Genomic DNA, 17,537 nt, shown 5'->3' on the forward strand with positions numbered 1-17,537 from the left:
CAGCATCTACGATCTCCAGTTTAAAAGCTAAACTGTAATCTTTTTGGGTCTTTCTTTGATAACCCTTAACTTCCTGTTCTTTCATTTGTTAACACTTTTTGTGTCAACCTATTTTAGGACGTTACAAGCGATAACACAAAAAAGCCTGCTGACCAAAATGATCAGCAGGCTTTTTTATGCCCTAAAAGATCGGATATTATATCTCGGTAACCTGCCCTGTGGTCAGGTCGGTAAGGTAAGTTTTGTATTGGCCATTGTCTGAAATGAACATGGTGGTCATTTTGTTATCATCGCGGAAAACGATCTTACCTTTTAACTGATAAGTTTGTTGAGCTGTACCCGCTACGTTGTTAACGATGGTAGTATTGAAGGTAACCAGGCCAAAAACAAATCTTGAAGCGTTTGTCAGCACATCGCGCTGGGCAATTACGCTTTCCCAAACGTAATCGGTTTTTAAAGTATGCCACTCGGTAACATTACCGCCTGATAGTTTTGAGGTGTAATTATCGATAGATGTATTACCGGTCACATCCACGTGGGTATAATCCCAGGTCTTGGCTTTTACGGTGTAATCTAAATTGGTCCTGTAAATATTTTTGAATCCGTTGCCGGTCTCTTCGGTTGCGTACTGATCCTTTAATAAGTAAGCATCTAAAGTCTTTCCGTTGTTGTAAAAACCATTGCACATGTAGGTGAACACGCGGTTGCCTGTAAACACGCGGGTGGTATCGCCGCTGGTGGTGGTGCTGTTTGATGGCGTGGTCACTACCGAACCGCAGCCATTGGCAGCATTGGTCTTTAACCCTTCGGCCGATGACGACTTAAAATTGCCCGACATAGAGCGGTAGATATCCAAAGCTAACTGCTTGGCCATGGCGGCGTTGATATTGCTGTTGTTAGCGGGTGTTAGTATGATACTGCTTTTGCTGCATGACGTGGTCAGCATAACAACAGCACCTAAAAGTGCTACGGCTGAAGATAAGGTTCTTTTCATTTTTGTACTATCGGGGGAATGGTTACAAAAATATTAAAAACATTTTTCATATAAAATTATGAAAATGAGTAAGTCATGTTAAGTTTTCATGAAAATTTTCGGCCTTGTTCTTAATTATTTTATTCCGGTTGATCAATAGATCGGTCAGGTATTTTTTCAGGACCAGTGTATCCGCCAGCCGACCTAATATCCCCAAAGGTGAGGCGAACTCGAATTCGTCTATCATCAACGTTTGTTCAGGTTTAATGTATTGAAATATATGCCTGTGCTTCAGTTTTTTAAAAGGACCTTTTATCTGCTCACCCGTAAATGATGTAACAGGCATCATTTCGGTGATCTTAATGCTCATTTGCAGGCTGACACCAAAGTGCCGCGCCCGCCAGGTGACAGTCTCGCCAGGGCTGATCAGGCCGCCGGTAACACCGGCTACTGCCTGCTCGTTAGTGTGTTGCATGGTATCCAGATGCAGATCGATGCTCCGTGCCAGATCAAAGCAGGTTTGTATGGGCGCGTTGATGTTGGTGTTGAGGTGGATGGTAGGCATGATCTTTTATTTTATACAAGCTTTAACAGCCTTATCAATATCAGCATATTCGAACTCAAATCCCATATCTAACAGTCGCTTCGGCGTAACCCAACGGCTTTTCAAGATCAGCTCTGTCTCAGTGCCGATGAGCCATGCACCAAAAGTTAGTAACCACTCCGGACTTGGTAGCCCGATAGGCATCCCGATAGCTTGGCGGATGGTACGCATCATTTCCGAATTGGTGATCGGGTTAGGCGCGGTGCAATTAAAAATGCCCTCGGCTTCGGGATGATCCAGTAACCATTCGGTCAGCCGGGCTACATCTTGCTCGTGCACCCATGATGTCATTTGCTTGCCGTTGCCTTGCGGACCGCCTAAACCGAACCTTGCCATATTAAGCAGTCGGGGGAAGGCACTATCGGTCTTGCCCAACACAAAGCCCATTCGTAATGCGATCTTACGGGTTCCGGGAGTTTCCGTGCCGAAAAATGTTTGCTCCCAGGCTTTACAGACGTCGACAGAAAAGCCCTCGCCTATTTCGCCGGTGACTTCGTCTTGCGGACGGTCATCTGCATGGCGATAGATGGTGGCAGAAGTGACAGTGATAAAGACCTTAGGTGGTTCGCTCATCCCGGCGATCGCCTTGTTCAGCAATGCGGTCGGTATCAAACGGGAATCGAATATCTCCTGTTTGTTATTGTCGGTGTAGCGGCAGTTCACATTCTTGCCGCACAGGTTCATCAGCAGATCGACACCTTGCAAATGTCTGGTCCAGTCTCCCTCTGTCTTGCCGTCCCAAACAATAGTATGGGCATTGCCATCAGCAGGAGCGGGGCGACGGCTCAGGATGATCACCTCGTTGGTCATAAGTTTAAAATATTCGGTCAGCACCCGGCCAATGTATCCGTTGCCGCCGGCCAGTACTATTTTATGATATTTCATAACAAGTTCAGTTTAAGATCAACACTAATAAACCCAAACGATAAGCAACCCAGGTTGCGGTTAACAACCATCCCAAGCCTAATAACTTACTTCTGCGGATATGTTCTAAAAACATCAACCCGGCTACCGCCATAAAGTAAAGCAAGCTAATAGTCACAGGTATGGATATAAATTTGGCGATCAGCAACATGGGCAACAGTAGTAAAGCTCCGGCGAAAGATATCGTCATCATATTACCCAGATACGCCCAACGTTTGACAGGGCGGTATAGGCTAATGATGATACCCTGAAAAAACACCTGCCCGCTACAGATCAGGTACTCACGATAAGCGCCGCCGATGGGCACTATCTCGGTAAGTAGAGCCGCGTATTTGGTGAGGATAAACCCAACGCTCAAACTCGTGAACAGCAGATAGATCAAACGATAGCTTAGACGGAAGGTCGGCTGTAGATCACCGTCATGCACTGCGGCGGGAATGATCACCCTGCGATTGTAAGATATAAAGGCGTACACCTTGCTCATCAACCAAACAAAAGGCGCAAAGCCGAACAGCGGGTTGAACACCGGGAAGCTATTCCCGATCACCTTGAACAAACTACGGATGCCATACTGCACCTCGCCCGTCTCCGTATTCACCAAAGCGATCTCGTTCATGGCCCGCTGCCTGTCCACCAGCGGACAAGCAGCCTCAGGCATTTGCTGATAAGTGGCCCTGCCCCCATCATCCAGCATGCCGGTGGCTACCATAGCGCGGCTATACAGATCGCACATCGGGCATTCGGCATCGTAAAGTATGGTGTAACCTGTTAGTGTTTTCATAGTGGTGATGGTGTTGTTTCTAAATCCCTCCTTGGGGAGGGGTGTGATGGCGATGAGCGCAATGGCAGGGAGGGGTTTGACCACGATGCAAGCTGGCTAACCCCTCCCTGCCACTACAATGCCCATCGCGCGCCCTCCCGAGGGAGGGATATTGAGTCGGTTCAGTTCGACTTCCGCTTATATCGCCCTCGGCGTACCCGGGATATGACGAGGCTGTTGCGCCTTGTTGCGGAGTTTAAAGAACACCGTCAGGTTAAAGAAGTGCATAGCTCCCAGGATGAGGATGATGTAGCCAAGCTTGCGGCTCAGTACCTCTACTACCACCTGCAGGTTGTTGATGCTACCCGTCTCTTTCAGCACCAAACTCATGTAGCCGATATTGATGAGGTAGAAGCCCACCACCAGCAGTTTGTTAACAGAATCGGCGAGTGGCAAATTACCGTGAAAGATATCGACCAAAAAGATACGGCCGTTGTTGAACAGTACTTTGGCTACCCAAACTGTTAGTGCAATGCTAATGATGAGGTAGAACGCGTAGGTTAAAATGAAGTAGTTCATGATGTTTATGGTTTTAAGTTATGAATTATATTTATTGTATTTTCAATATTTTGTGAAATAAAAAGTCAAATTTTTTTATTTGAATATTTTAAAGATAGAACCCCAAAACCAGTTCTCTTCGGCCTTTAGCATGGTATCTAAGGTGCGGTTAATGTTCTTGGTCAGTTTGTGCATATCTGTCACCGATGTTTTAAAGGTTTTAAAAGCAGGGTCCTTCATGTCACCCTCAATTGCACTTAGCTCGCCTAATACTTTCAGTACAGGATCCAGTTCGCGTTTTTTGCGTTCTTCGGCCACTCGGCGGGCAATTTCCCAGGTATCTTTTTGGGCGTAGAAATATTCCTTACGTTCGCCGGCACGGTGTTGCTTCTCGATCAGTCCCCAGTTAATCAGGTCGCGCAAGGTCATGTTGGCATTACCACGGGATATTTTCAGTTGCTCCATCACCTCCTCGGTGGTCAAAGCATCCGGCGTGATCAGCAGCAGGGCATGTACCTGGGCCATGGTGCGGTTGATGCCCCACTCGCTGCCGAGTTTCCCCCAGGTCTCAATGAATTTTAATTTTGCCTCTGCCAATTGCATGGAACAAATGTAAGCGATAGTTTTTAAACTTTCAAATATTATTGAAAATATATTTATAACAAACATTGATGTCATTTCGAGCGAACGGAGGGCAAGTCTGTGTGATGGCGCGACGAGAAAACTTGTAAGTGCGACAAGCCACGAGGGTGAAGTTCTCTGGTTATCTAAATTTTGCTTCCGTCAGTCAGGACAAAAGAGGTGAAAATTTCGCCCAAAAGATTTACTTTCGTATATGCCTGACACATCACTCGGATCGAAACTTAAGAGAGTCACCCATCCAAGTACGCTTTACGCGTTTTACATCTTCTCGATATTGGTCTGGAGTACCGGCATATTAAACATAGTTATAATGTGGCTGGAGGGAGTATTTGAATTTGCGCTACCAAAATTTAGGGACGACCAAAATCAGATTAATTTGTGGCTTTATCTGTTGTTTGTATTAAGCATCCTAACAAGCATCACTCATTGGCAATGGTTTAAACGGTACTGGTATGTCAATACTATCATTTTTATTATCACGGGTTTCTTGATAACAATGATGCTTTTCAATACTGGCTACTGATAGATGGTTGTTATAGTCGTATAAGTTCCCTCGTCGCCCCGAAGCACAACCCTGCCCTCCGCTCGCTCGAGATGACAGGGTGGGGAGGTAGTAGAGCCTCTTAAAACCCTCGTTTCCTCGCAACCTTAGCAGAAAATTTCCCTTTCTTCTCATCGTCACCTTCCCGCGGTTTGGCTTTAACACCCTCTGCACCATACTGACGCGCCATTTTAGCAACGCGCTCTTCCAGTGTTTCGGTGGTCAGTTTTTCCCGGCCTAAGCTGTCAACCATGATCGGGAAGGCGAAAGGCGTAGGCCGCTCGATCTGTTTTAAGATGACGGTTTGCTTGCTGATCCGTTGCAAGCCGGCGCGTAAACGGAATTCCTCTAATTGCAAAGCCAGGGCCTCGTTATAAGCCTGGCGGATCAACAGATTATCGGGTTCGTATTCGGTAAACACTTCAAAAAGTAACGAGGTTGATGCTTGTAAATGCTTGTTCTTTACGGTCTGCCCGGGGTAACCGGTGAACACCAGTCCGCCGATATGCGCGATATCGCGGAAACGGCGGCGGGCCATTTCGTTGGCGTTCAGGCTATGCATAATATCATCAAGCAGGTTATCAATGCTGAACAGGTCGTCGGTCTCAAGGGCTGCCTCTATGGGGATATCTTCATCGGTCAGCAGTTCAAAACCATAATCATTCATGGCGATGGAATAGCTGGCGCTTTTGATCTTGGATATACGGTAGGCGAGGAGTGAAGCCATCCCTTCATGCACCAAACGTCCCTCGAAAGGATAGAACAGCAAGTGGTGCCCATCGCGGGAGTGGAACGATTCTATCAAAAACTCGTGACTTTGGGGGAGGTGCGACAGCCGCTCCTGTAATTTAAACAACGGTTTCAGGGCGATGATCTCTTCATCTTTTTCAAGTCCGTGCGCTACTTCATCCAATTTATCGCGGAACACGGCTGACAGTTGCGAAGACAGCGGCATCCTGCCGCCAGCCCAGCTGGGAATAAGGCCTTTATCTTTATTGGACTTTTTAACATAAGCCGTCATCTCTTTTACTTTGATGAACTCCAAACTTCGCCCGGCAAACCAGAATACGTTCCCCGGTTTTAGTTTGGATATAAAGCCTTCCTCTATCGTACCCAAACTGCCGCCGCTTAGCCAGCTCACTCTCAAACTTAGTTCGCTGGTTATGGTGCCAATGCTTAACCTGTGCCGCATAGCCACCCGGCGGCTATTTACTTTATATAAGCCATTCTCTACCTCTACTTTCAAAAACTCGTCATAAGCGGCTAAGGTTTTGCCACCATTGGTGATGAACTCTAATAACTTCCCAAATTCATCCCGGCGGATATCCGCGAAGGCGTAGGTCGACTTTACTTCGTTATACAATCCCTCAGCCCGGAAACCATCTGATACCGCCAGTGTGACCATGTATTGGATGAGCACATCCATCGCCAGTAGAACAGGATCGCGGCTTTCAAAAACACCATTTTTGATGGCTTGCTTTAATGCAGCGCCTTCTAACAACTCCAACGAATGTGTCGGTACAAAATAAGCCAGCGATGTATCGCCCGGCCGGTGACCGCTGCGCCCGGCGCGTTGCAGGAAACGGGATACACCCTTTGGGCTGCCTACCTGCACAATGGTATCCACCGGCCGAAAATCCACCCCAAGATCCAGGCTTGATGTGCAGACCACCAGTTTTAAAGCTTCAGCATGCAAGGCTTGCTCCACCCAGTTGCGCAATTCGTTATCCAGCGAGCCGTGGTGCATAGCCATGATCCCGGCGTATTCGGGGTAGTTATCTAAAATGGCATGATACCAGATCTCGGACTGTGAGCGGGTATTGCAAAAGATCAATGTGGTCTTGCTTTTAGCCACGATCTCCATCACCTGCGGCAACAGCTTGATCCCGATATGACCCGACCACGAATAACTCTCAATATCTGGCGGGATAACGGACTTGACCACCAATTTTTTCTCGATAAAAGCCCGCACCATTTTTACCTGATCTGCCGGGAAGGTGTTGCCTAAAAGTACTTCTCCGGCTTGCTCGAGGTTGCCGATAGTGGCAGAGATACCCCAGATTTTAAGTCTTAAGTTCTGAGTCTTAAGTCCGAAGTCTTTTTCTGTATTCGGTTTTTTAGTTTTTGCTTCTGGCTTTTGACTTAAGACTTCCGGCTGCGAACTTAACGCCCGCAGCCTCGACAGCCCCAATTCTACCTGTACGCCCCGTTTGGTACCTAATAATTCGTGCCATTCGTCGCAGACCACCACGTCCAGGTTTTGGAAGACTTTGGGGTATTCTTTTTGGGCCAGCATCAGGTGCAGGCTTTCGGGGGTGGTGAGTAGTACTTCGGGGAGTTTGGTTTTAAGGGCGGCCTTTTGCGCGGCCGAGGTATCGCCGGTACGGGTGAGTACTTGCCAGGGCAGCCCAAGTTCTGTACAAACCTCTTGCATGGCTTTGCGGATATCGTTGGTCAGCGCACGTAGGGGCGTTATCCACAACATCATCAGACCGTTGTTTTTACGGGTAAGATAAGTGTCGGGATACTTATCTATGTAGGCCGCTATGAAAGGCAGGAACAGCGCGAATGTTTTACCGCTGCCGGTCGGCGCATTCAGCAAACCTGAATAGCCGGACAGGTAAGCCGACATCATCTCTTGCTGAAAAGGGAATTGCTCCCAGTTCTTTTGCTCATACCATGCTCTGATGACCTGTTGGCCTTTGCTATCCATGTCTTGAAAACAAAATAATAGCCATTTAGTTAGTTTTGCAATATGCTACCTAAAATAATGATGAAATATCTCTTTGGACTATTGCTGCTTTGCATTTGCATCGCCTGCGATCAGCCTAAAAAGCCGGTTGCTGCAACAAGTAGTGCTGATAAACAGATCCCTAACCACCTGCTGATCACTCCGGGCGGAGGCATCGGCAAAGTTACCGTTGGCGAAAATGCGGAGACCGTCCTGAAAGCCTTGGGCAAACCCGATGCAGGCGACGCGGCTATGGGGTCGCAATTGATGACTTGGTATGATAACCATGTTAAAAGCGGTCATCGTTTTACGGTATTTAGTCACAGGGAGAACGGCGGACCGAGGGATCCGATCAGTGCGGTGAAGGCGATCAGAATAACATCTCCTGAATTTAGAACTACCGGCGGTGCCCACACCGGGGTGCCTATCGCTGATGTAAAAAAGGAGTTCAGCCTGCAACGTACCCAAAGTTCGGGTGTTACAATCTATACTGATAGTGCGTCGGGGATAGCGTTTGAGATTGACGCCCGGGATAATTGTTCGGCTATTATCGTGTTTGCGCGTGGTGGTATGGCGGATACTTATTTGAATATGCGGGAGTAAATTTACGGTGTGGCGGATACCCAAACTTCACCATCCTCAAAAACTTCTTTCTTCCAGATCGGGACGGTCTGTTTTAAAGTATCGATCAAAAACCTGCAAGCCTCAAAAGCAGCATCACGATGGGCGGCGGCCACGGCTATCACCACGGGCACTTCGCCCACTTGTAACACTCCCGTACGGTGATGTATCACTACTTTTTGCACCGGCCATTGTTGCATGGCGCGATCGGCCAGTTTTTGCATTTCGCTGACGGCCATTTTTTCGTAGGCCTCAAACTCCAGTCGCAGTACTTGCTTGCCCTTGGTGGCATCACGAACGGTGCCGATGAAAACGTCTATACCACCGCATGAGGGTGACATCACCAGATCTATGCAGGACTGGATGTTGAGAGGAGTGGGCGATATGTGGATGTATGTGTTCAAAATTTTATGTCATATGCTATCATTGTGGCGACTCATCAAACGCCGTTCTTTTTCTTGACAAAAAGAACCAAAAGTCAAGACAGCGCTAATGCTTCTACGCACAGGCCTTTTCCCTGCAGGCGACCAATTACCTGTACCGCGCAGACCAAATGCATTGGCCCCCTCACCTGAAGCCGTACCGCTGTCGGGGGAGGAAAATGGCAAAAGAGTTTCTATCCTCCGCTTACCGGCGGTATCACTGCTATCTCATCCCGACTATCTAACACCAGATCATCATTGGCGTATTCGTTATTCACGGCCAACAGGTATGATCGGATCTGCTTTAGGCGAGGATATTTGTCTTCTAACAGCAACTTCAGGTCTGATGCCAATGCATCGGCAGGTAGCTCTATATCGATACTCGACGCACCGAAAATATCTTTGGCAATACCGAAAGCAAGGATAGTAACCGTCATTTCTGCTATTTGTGGCTAAGATACGCAACCTTAGGATAGTTTGAACGGGTATTGAAAACTGTTTGCCGATACCTTGCGATCACAAACTAAATCGTATCATTGTTATTCAATGAAAAAACTGCTCAGCAATCTTACAGTTCAGGTACTTATTGCAATTACGCTTGGCGTTATCATCGGCCATTTTTTTAAGGGTGTTGGTCCGGCTGCCGAAGCAGTGAGCAAGACCTTTATCCGGATGATCACCATGCTGATCACGCCAATCATTTTCCTCACTATTGTGTTAGGCATTGCCGGTATGGATGATATGAAGAAAGTTGGCCGCGTAGGTGGTAAAGCTTTGCTATATTTTGAGATAGTGACCACCCTGGCGTTAATGATCGGTCTGTTGGTTGCTAACATACTTCGCCCCGGCGATGGTGTTAACCCCCATGTAGCTACCGATGCCTCTAAACTGGCAGAATACCAAAAAGCTGCCAGCGAGATGAAATGGGGCGATTTTTTGGTCCACATTGTGCCGGGTAACGCTTTTGAGGCCTTTGCCAAAGGCGATGTTCTGCAGGTGCTGTTCTTTGCCGTACTGTTCGGGTATGGACTGAGTAAGATGGGCGAAGCGGGTAAGCCATTGCTTGCGACGTTCGACCGTCTATCCAAAGTGTTCTTCAACATTATGAAGTTTGTGATGAAGCTGGCCCCGATAGGCGCGTTCGCGGGGATGGCTTTTACCATTAGTAAATATGGCGTGAGCACGCTGGCCCCTTTGGCAAAATTGATGGGGTCTGTTTACCTGACCATGTTCCTGTTCATATTTGTGGTGCTGAATCTGATCTGCTATTTATACAAGTTCAGCCTGTGGCAATATTTGAAGCATATTAAAGAGGAGATACTGATCGTGCTGGGTACCTCATCCTCTGAACCCGTACTTCCTGCCATGATGGAAAAGATGGTGAAATTCGGTTGCAACCGTTCGGTAGTTGGTTTGGTGATCCCGACGGGATATTCTTTTAACCTGGATGGTACTACCATTTACCTATCCATGGCCATGATATTTTTGGCCCAGGTATTTAAGATCCCGCTTACGCTGGAACAGCAATTGGCCATTGTCGGCATCCTGATGCTGACATCAAAAGGAGCAGCCGCGGTAACGGGCGGTGGGTTTATTGTTTTGACATCTACCCTCACGGCCATGAAACTGATCCCGGTAGAAGGCGTCGCTATCCTGTTAGGCGTAGACCGTTTTATGTCTGAAGCGCGAGCGATAACTAATGTGATCGGTAATGGGGTGGCCACTATTGTAATTGCGAAGAGTGAGGGGGAGTTTCATCCGCCGAGCCTTCCGACCCCCTAAAGGGAGAGCGACCTTTTTCGTAGAGACACGATACCTCGTGTCTCCCGTTTGCAAAGCGTGGTTGCAAAGTTCGACCTGCGTAGTGTTAGACACGAGGTATCGTGTCTCTACGAATAAAAACCACCCTTCAACCTAAACCCGATAGGCGGGAAAGCTTTTGCGAAGCGTCGGGATCGAGCGTCGGGGCAAAACTTGGACAGATAGCGGGACTGTCGGGAGCGATGAATGGTGAACGTTCGTTTTCTGATAAACCTTTGCCAGATCTACCCTTTATTAAAGCGAATGCTTTTGGCAGGGACCGTGGTATTCCCCTAAATTAGGGGAAAGCAAAGGCAGTGCAACTTGCAATAACTTTGATAAGGGGTAATTTGACGAAGCATATACGGTGCTTAATGACATACTCGTAGGTATCTGCTTTTCAAGCTTGCGGCAACCCAAATTTCTTTTGACAATATGCGCAATTACGTTAGCTTTGCGGCAACAAAATATACAGCTACATGAGTGTCCTTGTAAATAAAGATTCGAAAGTTATCGTTCAGGGTTTTACCGGTAAAGAAGGTAGTTACCATGCCGAGCAAATGATCGCCTACGGTACGCAACTGGTTGGTGGTGTTACACCGGGTAAAGGTGGTCAGCAGCATTTGGACAGGCCTGTGTTCAACACGGTTAAAGATGCAGTTGTTGCTACCGGTGCCGATGTATCTATCATATTTGTTCCGCCTGCATTTGGCGCTGACGCTATTATGGAAGCAGCCGAGGCCGGCATTAAAGTTATTGTTTGTATCACCGAGGGTATCCCTACCAAGGATATGATAGCGGTTAAAGAATATTTGGCTGATAAGGACGCCCGTTTGATCGGCCCTAACTGCCCGGGTGTGATCACTGCCGATGAGGCTAAGATCGGTATCATGCCGGGCTTCATCTTCAAAAAAGGTAACGTTGGTGTAGTATCAAAATCAGGTACCTTAACTTACGAGGCCGTTGACCAGGTTGTTAAAGCCGGTTTGGGTATCACTACAGCTATCGGCATAGGTGGCGACCCGATCATTGGTACACCTACCAAAGAAGCGGTTGAAATGTTGATGAACGACCCTGAAACCCACGGTATCATCATGATCGGTGAGATCGGTGGTGGCATGGAAGCTGAGGCTGCCCGCTGGATCAAAGAGCACGGTACTAAACCTGTCGTAGGCTTCATCGCCGGACAGACGGCGCCTCCGGGCCGTCGTATGGGTCACGCCGGTGCGATCGTTGGTGGTGCTGACGACACAGCTGCCGCTAAAATGAAGATCATGGCCGAGTGCGGTATCCGCGTGGTAGAATCTCCTGCCGAGATCGGCGCTGCTATGGCTGAGGAATTGGCTAAGTTAGCGTAAAGCCCCCTAACCCCTCCTTAAGGAGTCCTTTGGACCTAAAGTGGGAACTGGAATAAATATATGGATCCCGTTTGCAATGAGCAGGCGGGATCTTTTTTGTTTTATGGAATTTCCAAAAGGTTTTTATTTATAAGGTATATTGCATTATCATGTTAAGATCATTGATGAAGATCGTCGGTTTAGTTTTTTCGCTTATGTTAGGGCTTGTTGTTCAAAGCAAGGCGCAATACAATATCCCCTTGGATAGCGTAGCAAAATTTACATTTGTGACAACGGGTTATATATTGAACCGGGATCTTCAAAAAGTTGAAGTGGTGTTAGAAAATGGCGTATGGAATGCGTATCAAACAGAAAGCCATACCACAAAAGGGTGGGACCGCATTGATGACTTAACCCGAAAGTATCTGGGGAATGTGCCGACAAGGGAATTTGTAAGTTTGCTACGATCAATGGCGCGGAATGATACCGTTATCCATCCCCATCTATTTAAAGTAAACCGCAAGGTCGTAATTGACAGCATATCAAAAACAAATCCGTTTTTGCAGCCTCGGCAAAAGGTGGAGATGACAGCAGATATTAACACGGATAGTGTATTTAACCGGTATTTGGAGTACGTTATAAAGCATCCGACGTTTGGAGCAGATGAGACCAGCTATATAATAGAAATACAAACCAAAGGAAATAAATTATATACCATCCATGCACATAGTTTTGCATATCAAAGATTTTATTTTTTGCCATGGCATGTAGGTAAGGTAAAAAATTATGATCCCGAAATAACCCGGATATTCGAAAAGGTAACAGCCAATCCTGAATTTGAAAAATGGAATACGAGGTTATTCATTTCAAACTTTCTGTTTAGAATATATTTCGAACGTTACCGAAACCGTTTCAATTGGGAAGATATCAAGATCAGCTATCCGGATGCATTCAGATCATTAAACAAAAATTTCATTCCAGTTGAAATAGGTACATCTACTAAAGAACCTGCTAAGGCAGGCCTTGACAAACGTTATAACATTAGGTTTAAATTAAGAAACACAGAACTGAACGTGCTTGTCGATCATTCATTTAATGCGAACGATATCGATAATGTGAACAGAGTTGAGAAATTTGGCGATACTGTAAAATGGTTATTAAAAAACTCAAATTTTCTTTTCAAATATTTGCGAGAGAGGCCTAAAGTCAAACTTGTTTTTTCACCGGCACGTAATGCCGCGTACGGGAAATATACTTATGGATCGATCGCCAAATTTTTCCCCGGATTTGCCAATTATAATTACAACGACATTCAAATGGTGGAAGTAACGGGAGACCCCGACATACAGTCGACCTGGCTTTTACTGCCCGATAGCACTCTGTTACTTTGCCGTTATCAAACATCTTTAGATAGAACGCAAACACCAATATCGCCGCCTTTTATGGGTTTAGATGAGAATTTGATAAAAAAGCATTACAAAAATTCCCATTCAGTTTGCCTGCACTTTGATGCTAACGGGACATTAATCAGGGATCTTGGCGATGGTTTAAAAATCTACTTTCCTTATTAAACCTCCTTCACCTCCGTCTCCCCCGCCGGTGGCAACAAATGCGCAAACTTATCCCAAAAGCCATCCTTGGGCAATGGTGCAGTGATCTCTACCGGTTCTTTTTTAATGGGGTGGATGAACTGCAGGCGACGGGCGTGCAGACTGATGTTGTTGTGTAAGCTTCCGCGTGGGTAGCCATATTTATTGTCGCCCACTATAGGGCAACCTAAGGTTGATAATTGCACCCTGATCTGGTGCGAGCGGCCGGTCACCGGGTTTACTTCTAATAGGCTGTAGCCGTTCAGTTCCCCGGCCAGGCGATAATGTAGTTCGGAACGTAAGCTGCCTTTAACCTCGTGACCATGAGCGGTGGTGACGTTATTCTTAGGGTTCTTGATGAGCCAATGCACCAGATCTCCAAAAGGTGGGTTAGGGCGGTTGCGGACAACGGCGTAGTAGGTCTTGCGCATTTGACGGGTTTTGAACAACTCGTTCATGCGTTCTAAAGCTTTGCTGGTCTTGGCGAATAGGATCAGTCCTGTTACGGGGCGATCCAAGCGGTGGATCACGCCTAAAAATGCGCCGTTGGGTTTATCGTATTTTTTGGCGAGATATGTTTTAACTTTCTCGTCCAGTGGTTCGTCGCCGGTCTCGTCGACTTGCACAATATCGCCCGCGCGTTTGTTGATGGCGATCAGGTGGTTGTCCTCGTACAGGACGTCGTTATCAGTTATTGGTCCGCTGGGGGTGAAAGGTGCTCGTTTGCTCATGGGCTTAAGAAAATGCGAAAATGCGGAATGCCAATTGCGAAATGACATTCCGGCTCGTTAGGTATGCAATTGTTCTATTCGCAATGACAAGCGAGCGAACAAATTTGTTTTATAGCTCCCCCATCAGGGGACCGGGGGGCTTAATACTGCTCTTTCTCGTTCGGAAAATCCTTAGCCTTCACATCATTCACGTAGCCACTGATGGCGGTGTTCATGATATAGTGCAGGTTGGCGTATTGGCGTAAAAAGCGCGGGGTGAATCCTTTGTTGATGCCTAACATATCGTGGATCACCAATACCTGTCCGTCGCAATGCTGACCGGCGCCGATACCGATGGTTGGGATGGCTATGCTCTCGCTTACCTCTTTAGCTAAGGCGGCCGGGATCTTTTCTAATACCACACCAAAGCAACCTAATTCTTGTAGCTTAGCGGCATCGTCGCGTAGTTTTTGGGCTTCGGCCTCTTCTTTAGCGCGAACGGTGTAGGTTCCAAATTTATATATCGATTGCGGTGTCAAGCCTAAGTGTCCCATTACCGGGATACCCGCGGCAAGGATACGGCTTACCGACTCTGCTATTTCTAACCCACCTTCTAACTTAACACCATGCGCACCCGACTCCTTCATAATACGGATGGCGGAGTTCAATGCTTCTTTAGAATTTCCCTGATATGACCCAAAAGGAAGATCAACAATAACCAAAGCACGTTTAGCCGCACGGACTACCGACGACGCATGATAGATCATCTGATCAAGCGTTATCGGTAAAGTGGTCTCGTGACCGGCCATTACGTTAGATGCCGAGTCGCCTACCAGGATGATGTCTACGCCCGCTTCATCAACAATGGCAGCCATCGAATAGTCGTAAGCGGTAAGCATGGCGATCTTCTCGCCACGGTTCTTCATTTCCTGGATGATGTGCGTGGTTACACGCTTTACTTCTTTGTGTACCGACATGGGGTATGTTGTTTGGTGCTGCAAAGGTATAGTTATTTGTCTGAACCGCTGATTCTCGCTGATGAAAATGATCTCGCTGATTGGCGATATTTGTTATTCTTGATAATCAACGTAATCAAGATAATCATTAAAATCAGCGGTTCAGACCTTTCACCCTAAACCCGATAGGCGGGAAAGCTTTTGCGAAGGGCGGCCTGTGCATAGGGGCAAAACTTGGACAGATAGCGGGGCGGCAGTACCTATGAAACGCTGAACGTTCGTTTTCAAAACTTTATCCAGAATTTACCCCTTATTAAAGTTGGTGCTACAGCAATGTCAGTGATCTTCCCCTAAATTAGGGGAAAGCAATGGCAGTGAAACTTGCAGTATTGTTGATAAGGAGTATCGAGACAGTTGAAGTGATCAGGAGGAACAACAGATGACAGTACCCAAACAAAAATCCTAAACATAACATTCGAAATCCCAAAAAGATCCCTACCTTTGCGCCCGTGAAATACGAAGCTATCTGTCATACTTCACTTATACTTCCCAACGGCCGAACCGGCTCAGTATCCACTTTTTTAAATTTTAGCGAATGACGAATTACACCAAACTTCCGGCTGTTTTATTGTTGGCCGATGGTACCGCCTTTTATGGTAAAGCTGCCGGCAAGATCGGTACTACCACAGGCGAAATTTGTTTCAATACGGGTATGACCGGTTACCAGGAGGTATTTACCGACCCATCATACTTTGGTCAGATCATGGTGACCACCAACTCGCACATTGGCAACTACGGTGTGAGCAACGAGGAGGTTGAGTCGGACAAGATCCAGATCGCGGGTCTGGTTTGTAAGAACTATAACATTGCTTACAGCCGCAAACAGGCCGATGGTTCTATCCAGGATTATTTCCAACAACAAAATATCGTATCGATATCTGATATCGACACCCGTCAGCTGGTGCGCCATATTCGTGATAAAGGTGCCATGAATGCCATCATCTCTTCAGAAATATTGGATCTTGATGAACTGAAAGCCAAATTGGCCGAGGTTCCTTCAATGGATGGCCTGGAGTTATCATCACAAGTATCGACCGATGAGACTTATACCGTTGGCGACGAGAATGCTGCCTTACGTGTGGCGGTTTTAGACTTAGGCGTTAAGAAGAACATTCTGCGCAACTTTAGCGAGCGTGGTGTATTTGCCAAGGTTTACCCCGCAAAAACCACCTACGCCGAAATGGAAGCTGATCTTTCCCCTAACGGCTATTTCATTAGCAATGGCCCCGGCGATCCGTCGGCTATGCCATACGCTGTACAAACCGTAAAAGATATCTTGAAAGCTGATAAACCGATGTTCGGTATCTGCTTAGGTCACCAATTGTTGGCTTTGGCTAACGACATCCCGACCAAGAAAATGTTCAACGGTCACCGCGGTCTGAACCACCCGGTTAAAAATATCATCAAAAACCATTGCGAAGTAACCTCGCAGAACCATGGTTTCGGCGTAGTTCCTGACGCGGTGCGTGCATCGGATAAAGTAGAGATCACCCACGTGAACCTGAACGACCAGTCGATCGAAGGTATCCGTGTAAAAGGCAAGAACGCGTTCTCGGTGCAGTATCACCCTGAGTCGTCACCTGGTCCGCATGATTCTCGTTACTTGTTCGATGATTTTGTGGATATGATCAAGTAGCCTTTAAGGCAAAAGGTTAAAGCCTAAAGGTTTTAAAAGGAGTGAGCGGTGAGCTTGCTCCTTTTTTTGTTTGCCCAAAACGCACGTGCTTGCGAGGAACGAAGCGATCTCTACACCCAAAGGTCGTTTAAGCAAGTCGGCTCGCCTGCGTAGAGATCGCTTCGTTCCTCGCAATGAAGTTGATATAAAGGAGCAGGGAAGGGTCTCATCCTACCCAACCCTCCATTCACCGACATTTCACCGCTGTTTACCTAATTGTAATAGGCTGAAGGCCGTTTTTGACGCAATTTTGAGTCAACAACAAAGGAAAATAATCAGCTACTTACACAAAACACAAAAACAACACAGCGACCATGAGCACACTACTTAACATCCCGATCCTTTACCTAATTGGTATCATCCTGATGAAGTTGGCCGGTTTGGCGCACGCGTTGCACCTTGTGTAAAAGGCTTCAATATATAGTTGACCCCAAACCCTCGCGCGGGTGACGGACCTTAACGCAAAGAAGCACGGCCCCGTAAGGCCGTGCTTCTTTGCTTATTTACACTTGTCATTGCTGTAAGGGTTAGGTAATTCAGCAATAGAATCAGGTGTGTTTATTTGTTGTTTAGGGCTGCCATGTCGATAGGTTTTTTACCATTGATACCTTGATGTGGCCTCTCCCAATTATAG

At 46.9% G+C, this 17,537-nt stretch carries 16 protein-coding genes; 5 read left to right on the plus strand and 11 right to left on the minus strand.

The features are described from left to right. Nucleotides 1-196 precede the first annotated feature (196 nt). The 7 genes from IRJ16_RS22675 to IRJ16_RS22705 all read right to left on the minus strand — a co-directional run bounded on the left by IRJ16_RS22675 (nt 197) and on the right by IRJ16_RS22705 (nt 7,715). Entirely contained in the window at nt 197-994 is a 798-nt protein-coding gene (locus tag IRJ16_RS22675; RefSeq protein WP_194114210.1) for a hypothetical protein, read from the minus strand. A gap of 73 nt (nt 995-1,067) precedes the next feature. Further along, nucleotides 1,068-1,538 carry an SRPBCC family protein gene (locus IRJ16_RS22680; RefSeq protein ID WP_194114211.1) on the minus strand — a complete coding sequence of 157 codons (471 nt, stop codon included), beginning with the start codon at nt 1,536-1,538 and terminating at the stop codon, nt 1,068-1,070. A 6-nt stretch (nt 1,539-1,544) separates the two neighbouring features. Next, entirely contained in the window at nt 1,545-2,462 is a 918-nt protein-coding gene (locus IRJ16_RS22685; protein ID WP_194114212.1) for a TIGR01777 family oxidoreductase, read from the minus strand. Between the two features lie 7 nt (nt 2,463-2,469). Continuing rightward, the gene (locus tag IRJ16_RS22690) at nt 2,470-3,282 is read right to left on the minus strand and encodes a thiol-disulfide oxidoreductase DCC family protein (RefSeq protein WP_194114213.1); all 813 of its coding nucleotides are present in this window, start codon (nt 3,280-3,282) and stop codon (nt 2,470-2,472) included. Nucleotides 3,283-3,459: 177 nt separating this feature from the next. Beyond that, nucleotides 3,460-3,840 carry a hypothetical protein gene (locus IRJ16_RS22695; protein WP_194114214.1) on the minus strand — a complete coding sequence of 127 codons (381 nt, stop codon included), beginning with the start codon at nt 3,838-3,840 and terminating at the stop codon, nt 3,460-3,462. A 75-nt stretch (nt 3,841-3,915) separates the two neighbouring features. Then, nucleotides 3,916-4,422, minus strand: coding sequence for a GbsR/MarR family transcriptional regulator (locus IRJ16_RS22700; protein ID WP_194114215.1), 507 nt, complete (start codon nt 4,420-4,422; stop codon nt 3,916-3,918). A gap of 662 nt (nt 4,423-5,084) precedes the next feature. Further along, on the minus strand, nt 5,085-7,715 hold the full coding sequence (locus IRJ16_RS22705) for a ligase-associated DNA damage response DEXH box helicase (protein ID WP_194114216.1): 2,631 nt from the start codon (nt 7,713-7,715) through the stop codon (nt 5,085-5,087). A gap of 42 nt (nt 7,716-7,757) precedes the next feature. On the opposite strand from IRJ16_RS22705, the gene IRJ16_RS22710 reads away from it, so the two are divergent. Further along, the gene (locus tag IRJ16_RS22710; protein WP_194114217.1) at nt 7,758-8,336 is read left to right on the plus strand and encodes a hypothetical protein; all 579 of its coding nucleotides are present in this window, start codon (nt 7,758-7,760) and stop codon (nt 8,334-8,336) included. A gap of 2 nt (nt 8,337-8,338) precedes the next feature. On the opposite strand, the gene IRJ16_RS22715 is transcribed toward IRJ16_RS22710, so the two are convergent. Both IRJ16_RS22715 and IRJ16_RS22720 read right to left on the minus strand, forming a co-directional pair. Then, entirely contained in the window at nt 8,339-8,758 is a 420-nt protein-coding gene (locus tag IRJ16_RS22715) for a molybdenum cofactor biosynthesis protein MoaE (RefSeq protein ID WP_228080434.1), read from the minus strand. A gap of 212 nt (nt 8,759-8,970) precedes the next feature. Continuing rightward, nucleotides 8,971-9,213, minus strand: coding sequence for a MoaD/ThiS family protein (locus IRJ16_RS22720; RefSeq protein ID WP_194114218.1), 243 nt, complete (start codon nt 9,211-9,213; stop codon nt 8,971-8,973). Nucleotides 9,214-9,322: 109 nt separating this feature from the next. Here IRJ16_RS22720 and dctA point away from each other — a divergent pair, with 109 nt between their 5' ends. The 3 genes from dctA (at nt 9,323) to IRJ16_RS22735 (ending at nt 13,484) form a co-directional block, all read left to right on the plus strand. Continuing rightward, on the plus strand, nt 9,323-10,558 hold the full coding sequence (gene dctA / locus IRJ16_RS22725; RefSeq protein WP_194114219.1) for a C4-dicarboxylate transporter DctA: 1,236 nt from the start codon (nt 9,323-9,325) through the stop codon (nt 10,556-10,558). 497 nt (nt 10,559-11,055) lie between these two features. Then, the gene (gene sucD / locus IRJ16_RS22730; RefSeq protein ID WP_194114220.1) at nt 11,056-11,934 is read left to right on the plus strand and encodes a succinate--CoA ligase subunit alpha; all 879 of its coding nucleotides are present in this window, start codon (nt 11,056-11,058) and stop codon (nt 11,932-11,934) included. 149 nt (nt 11,935-12,083) lie between these two features. Then, the gene (locus tag IRJ16_RS22735) at nt 12,084-13,484 is read left to right on the plus strand and encodes a hypothetical protein (protein WP_194114221.1); all 1,401 of its coding nucleotides are present in this window, start codon (nt 12,084-12,086) and stop codon (nt 13,482-13,484) included. On the opposite strand, the gene IRJ16_RS22740 is transcribed toward IRJ16_RS22735, so the two are convergent. Further along, nucleotides 13,481-14,233, minus strand: coding sequence for an RluA family pseudouridine synthase (locus IRJ16_RS22740; RefSeq protein WP_194114222.1), 753 nt, complete (start codon nt 14,231-14,233; stop codon nt 13,481-13,483). The two genes, IRJ16_RS22735 and IRJ16_RS22740, sit on opposite strands and share 4 nt — an antisense overlap. Before the next feature lie 140 nt (nt 14,234-14,373). After that, nucleotides 14,374-15,189, minus strand: coding sequence for a 3-methyl-2-oxobutanoate hydroxymethyltransferase (panB, locus tag IRJ16_RS22745; RefSeq protein WP_194114223.1), 816 nt, complete (start codon nt 15,187-15,189; stop codon nt 14,374-14,376). A 574-nt stretch (nt 15,190-15,763) separates the two neighbouring features. Here panB and carA point away from each other — a divergent pair. Beyond that, the gene (carA, locus tag IRJ16_RS22750) at nt 15,764-16,864 is read left to right on the plus strand and encodes a glutamine-hydrolyzing carbamoyl-phosphate synthase small subunit (RefSeq protein WP_194114226.1); all 1,101 of its coding nucleotides are present in this window, start codon (nt 15,764-15,766) and stop codon (nt 16,862-16,864) included. The last annotated feature ends 673 nt before the right edge of the window (nt 16,865-17,537 follow it).

Source organism: Mucilaginibacter myungsuensis (assembly GCF_015222005.1).
Lineage (GTDB): Bacteria > Bacteroidota > Bacteroidia > Sphingobacteriales > Sphingobacteriaceae > Mucilaginibacter > Mucilaginibacter myungsuensis.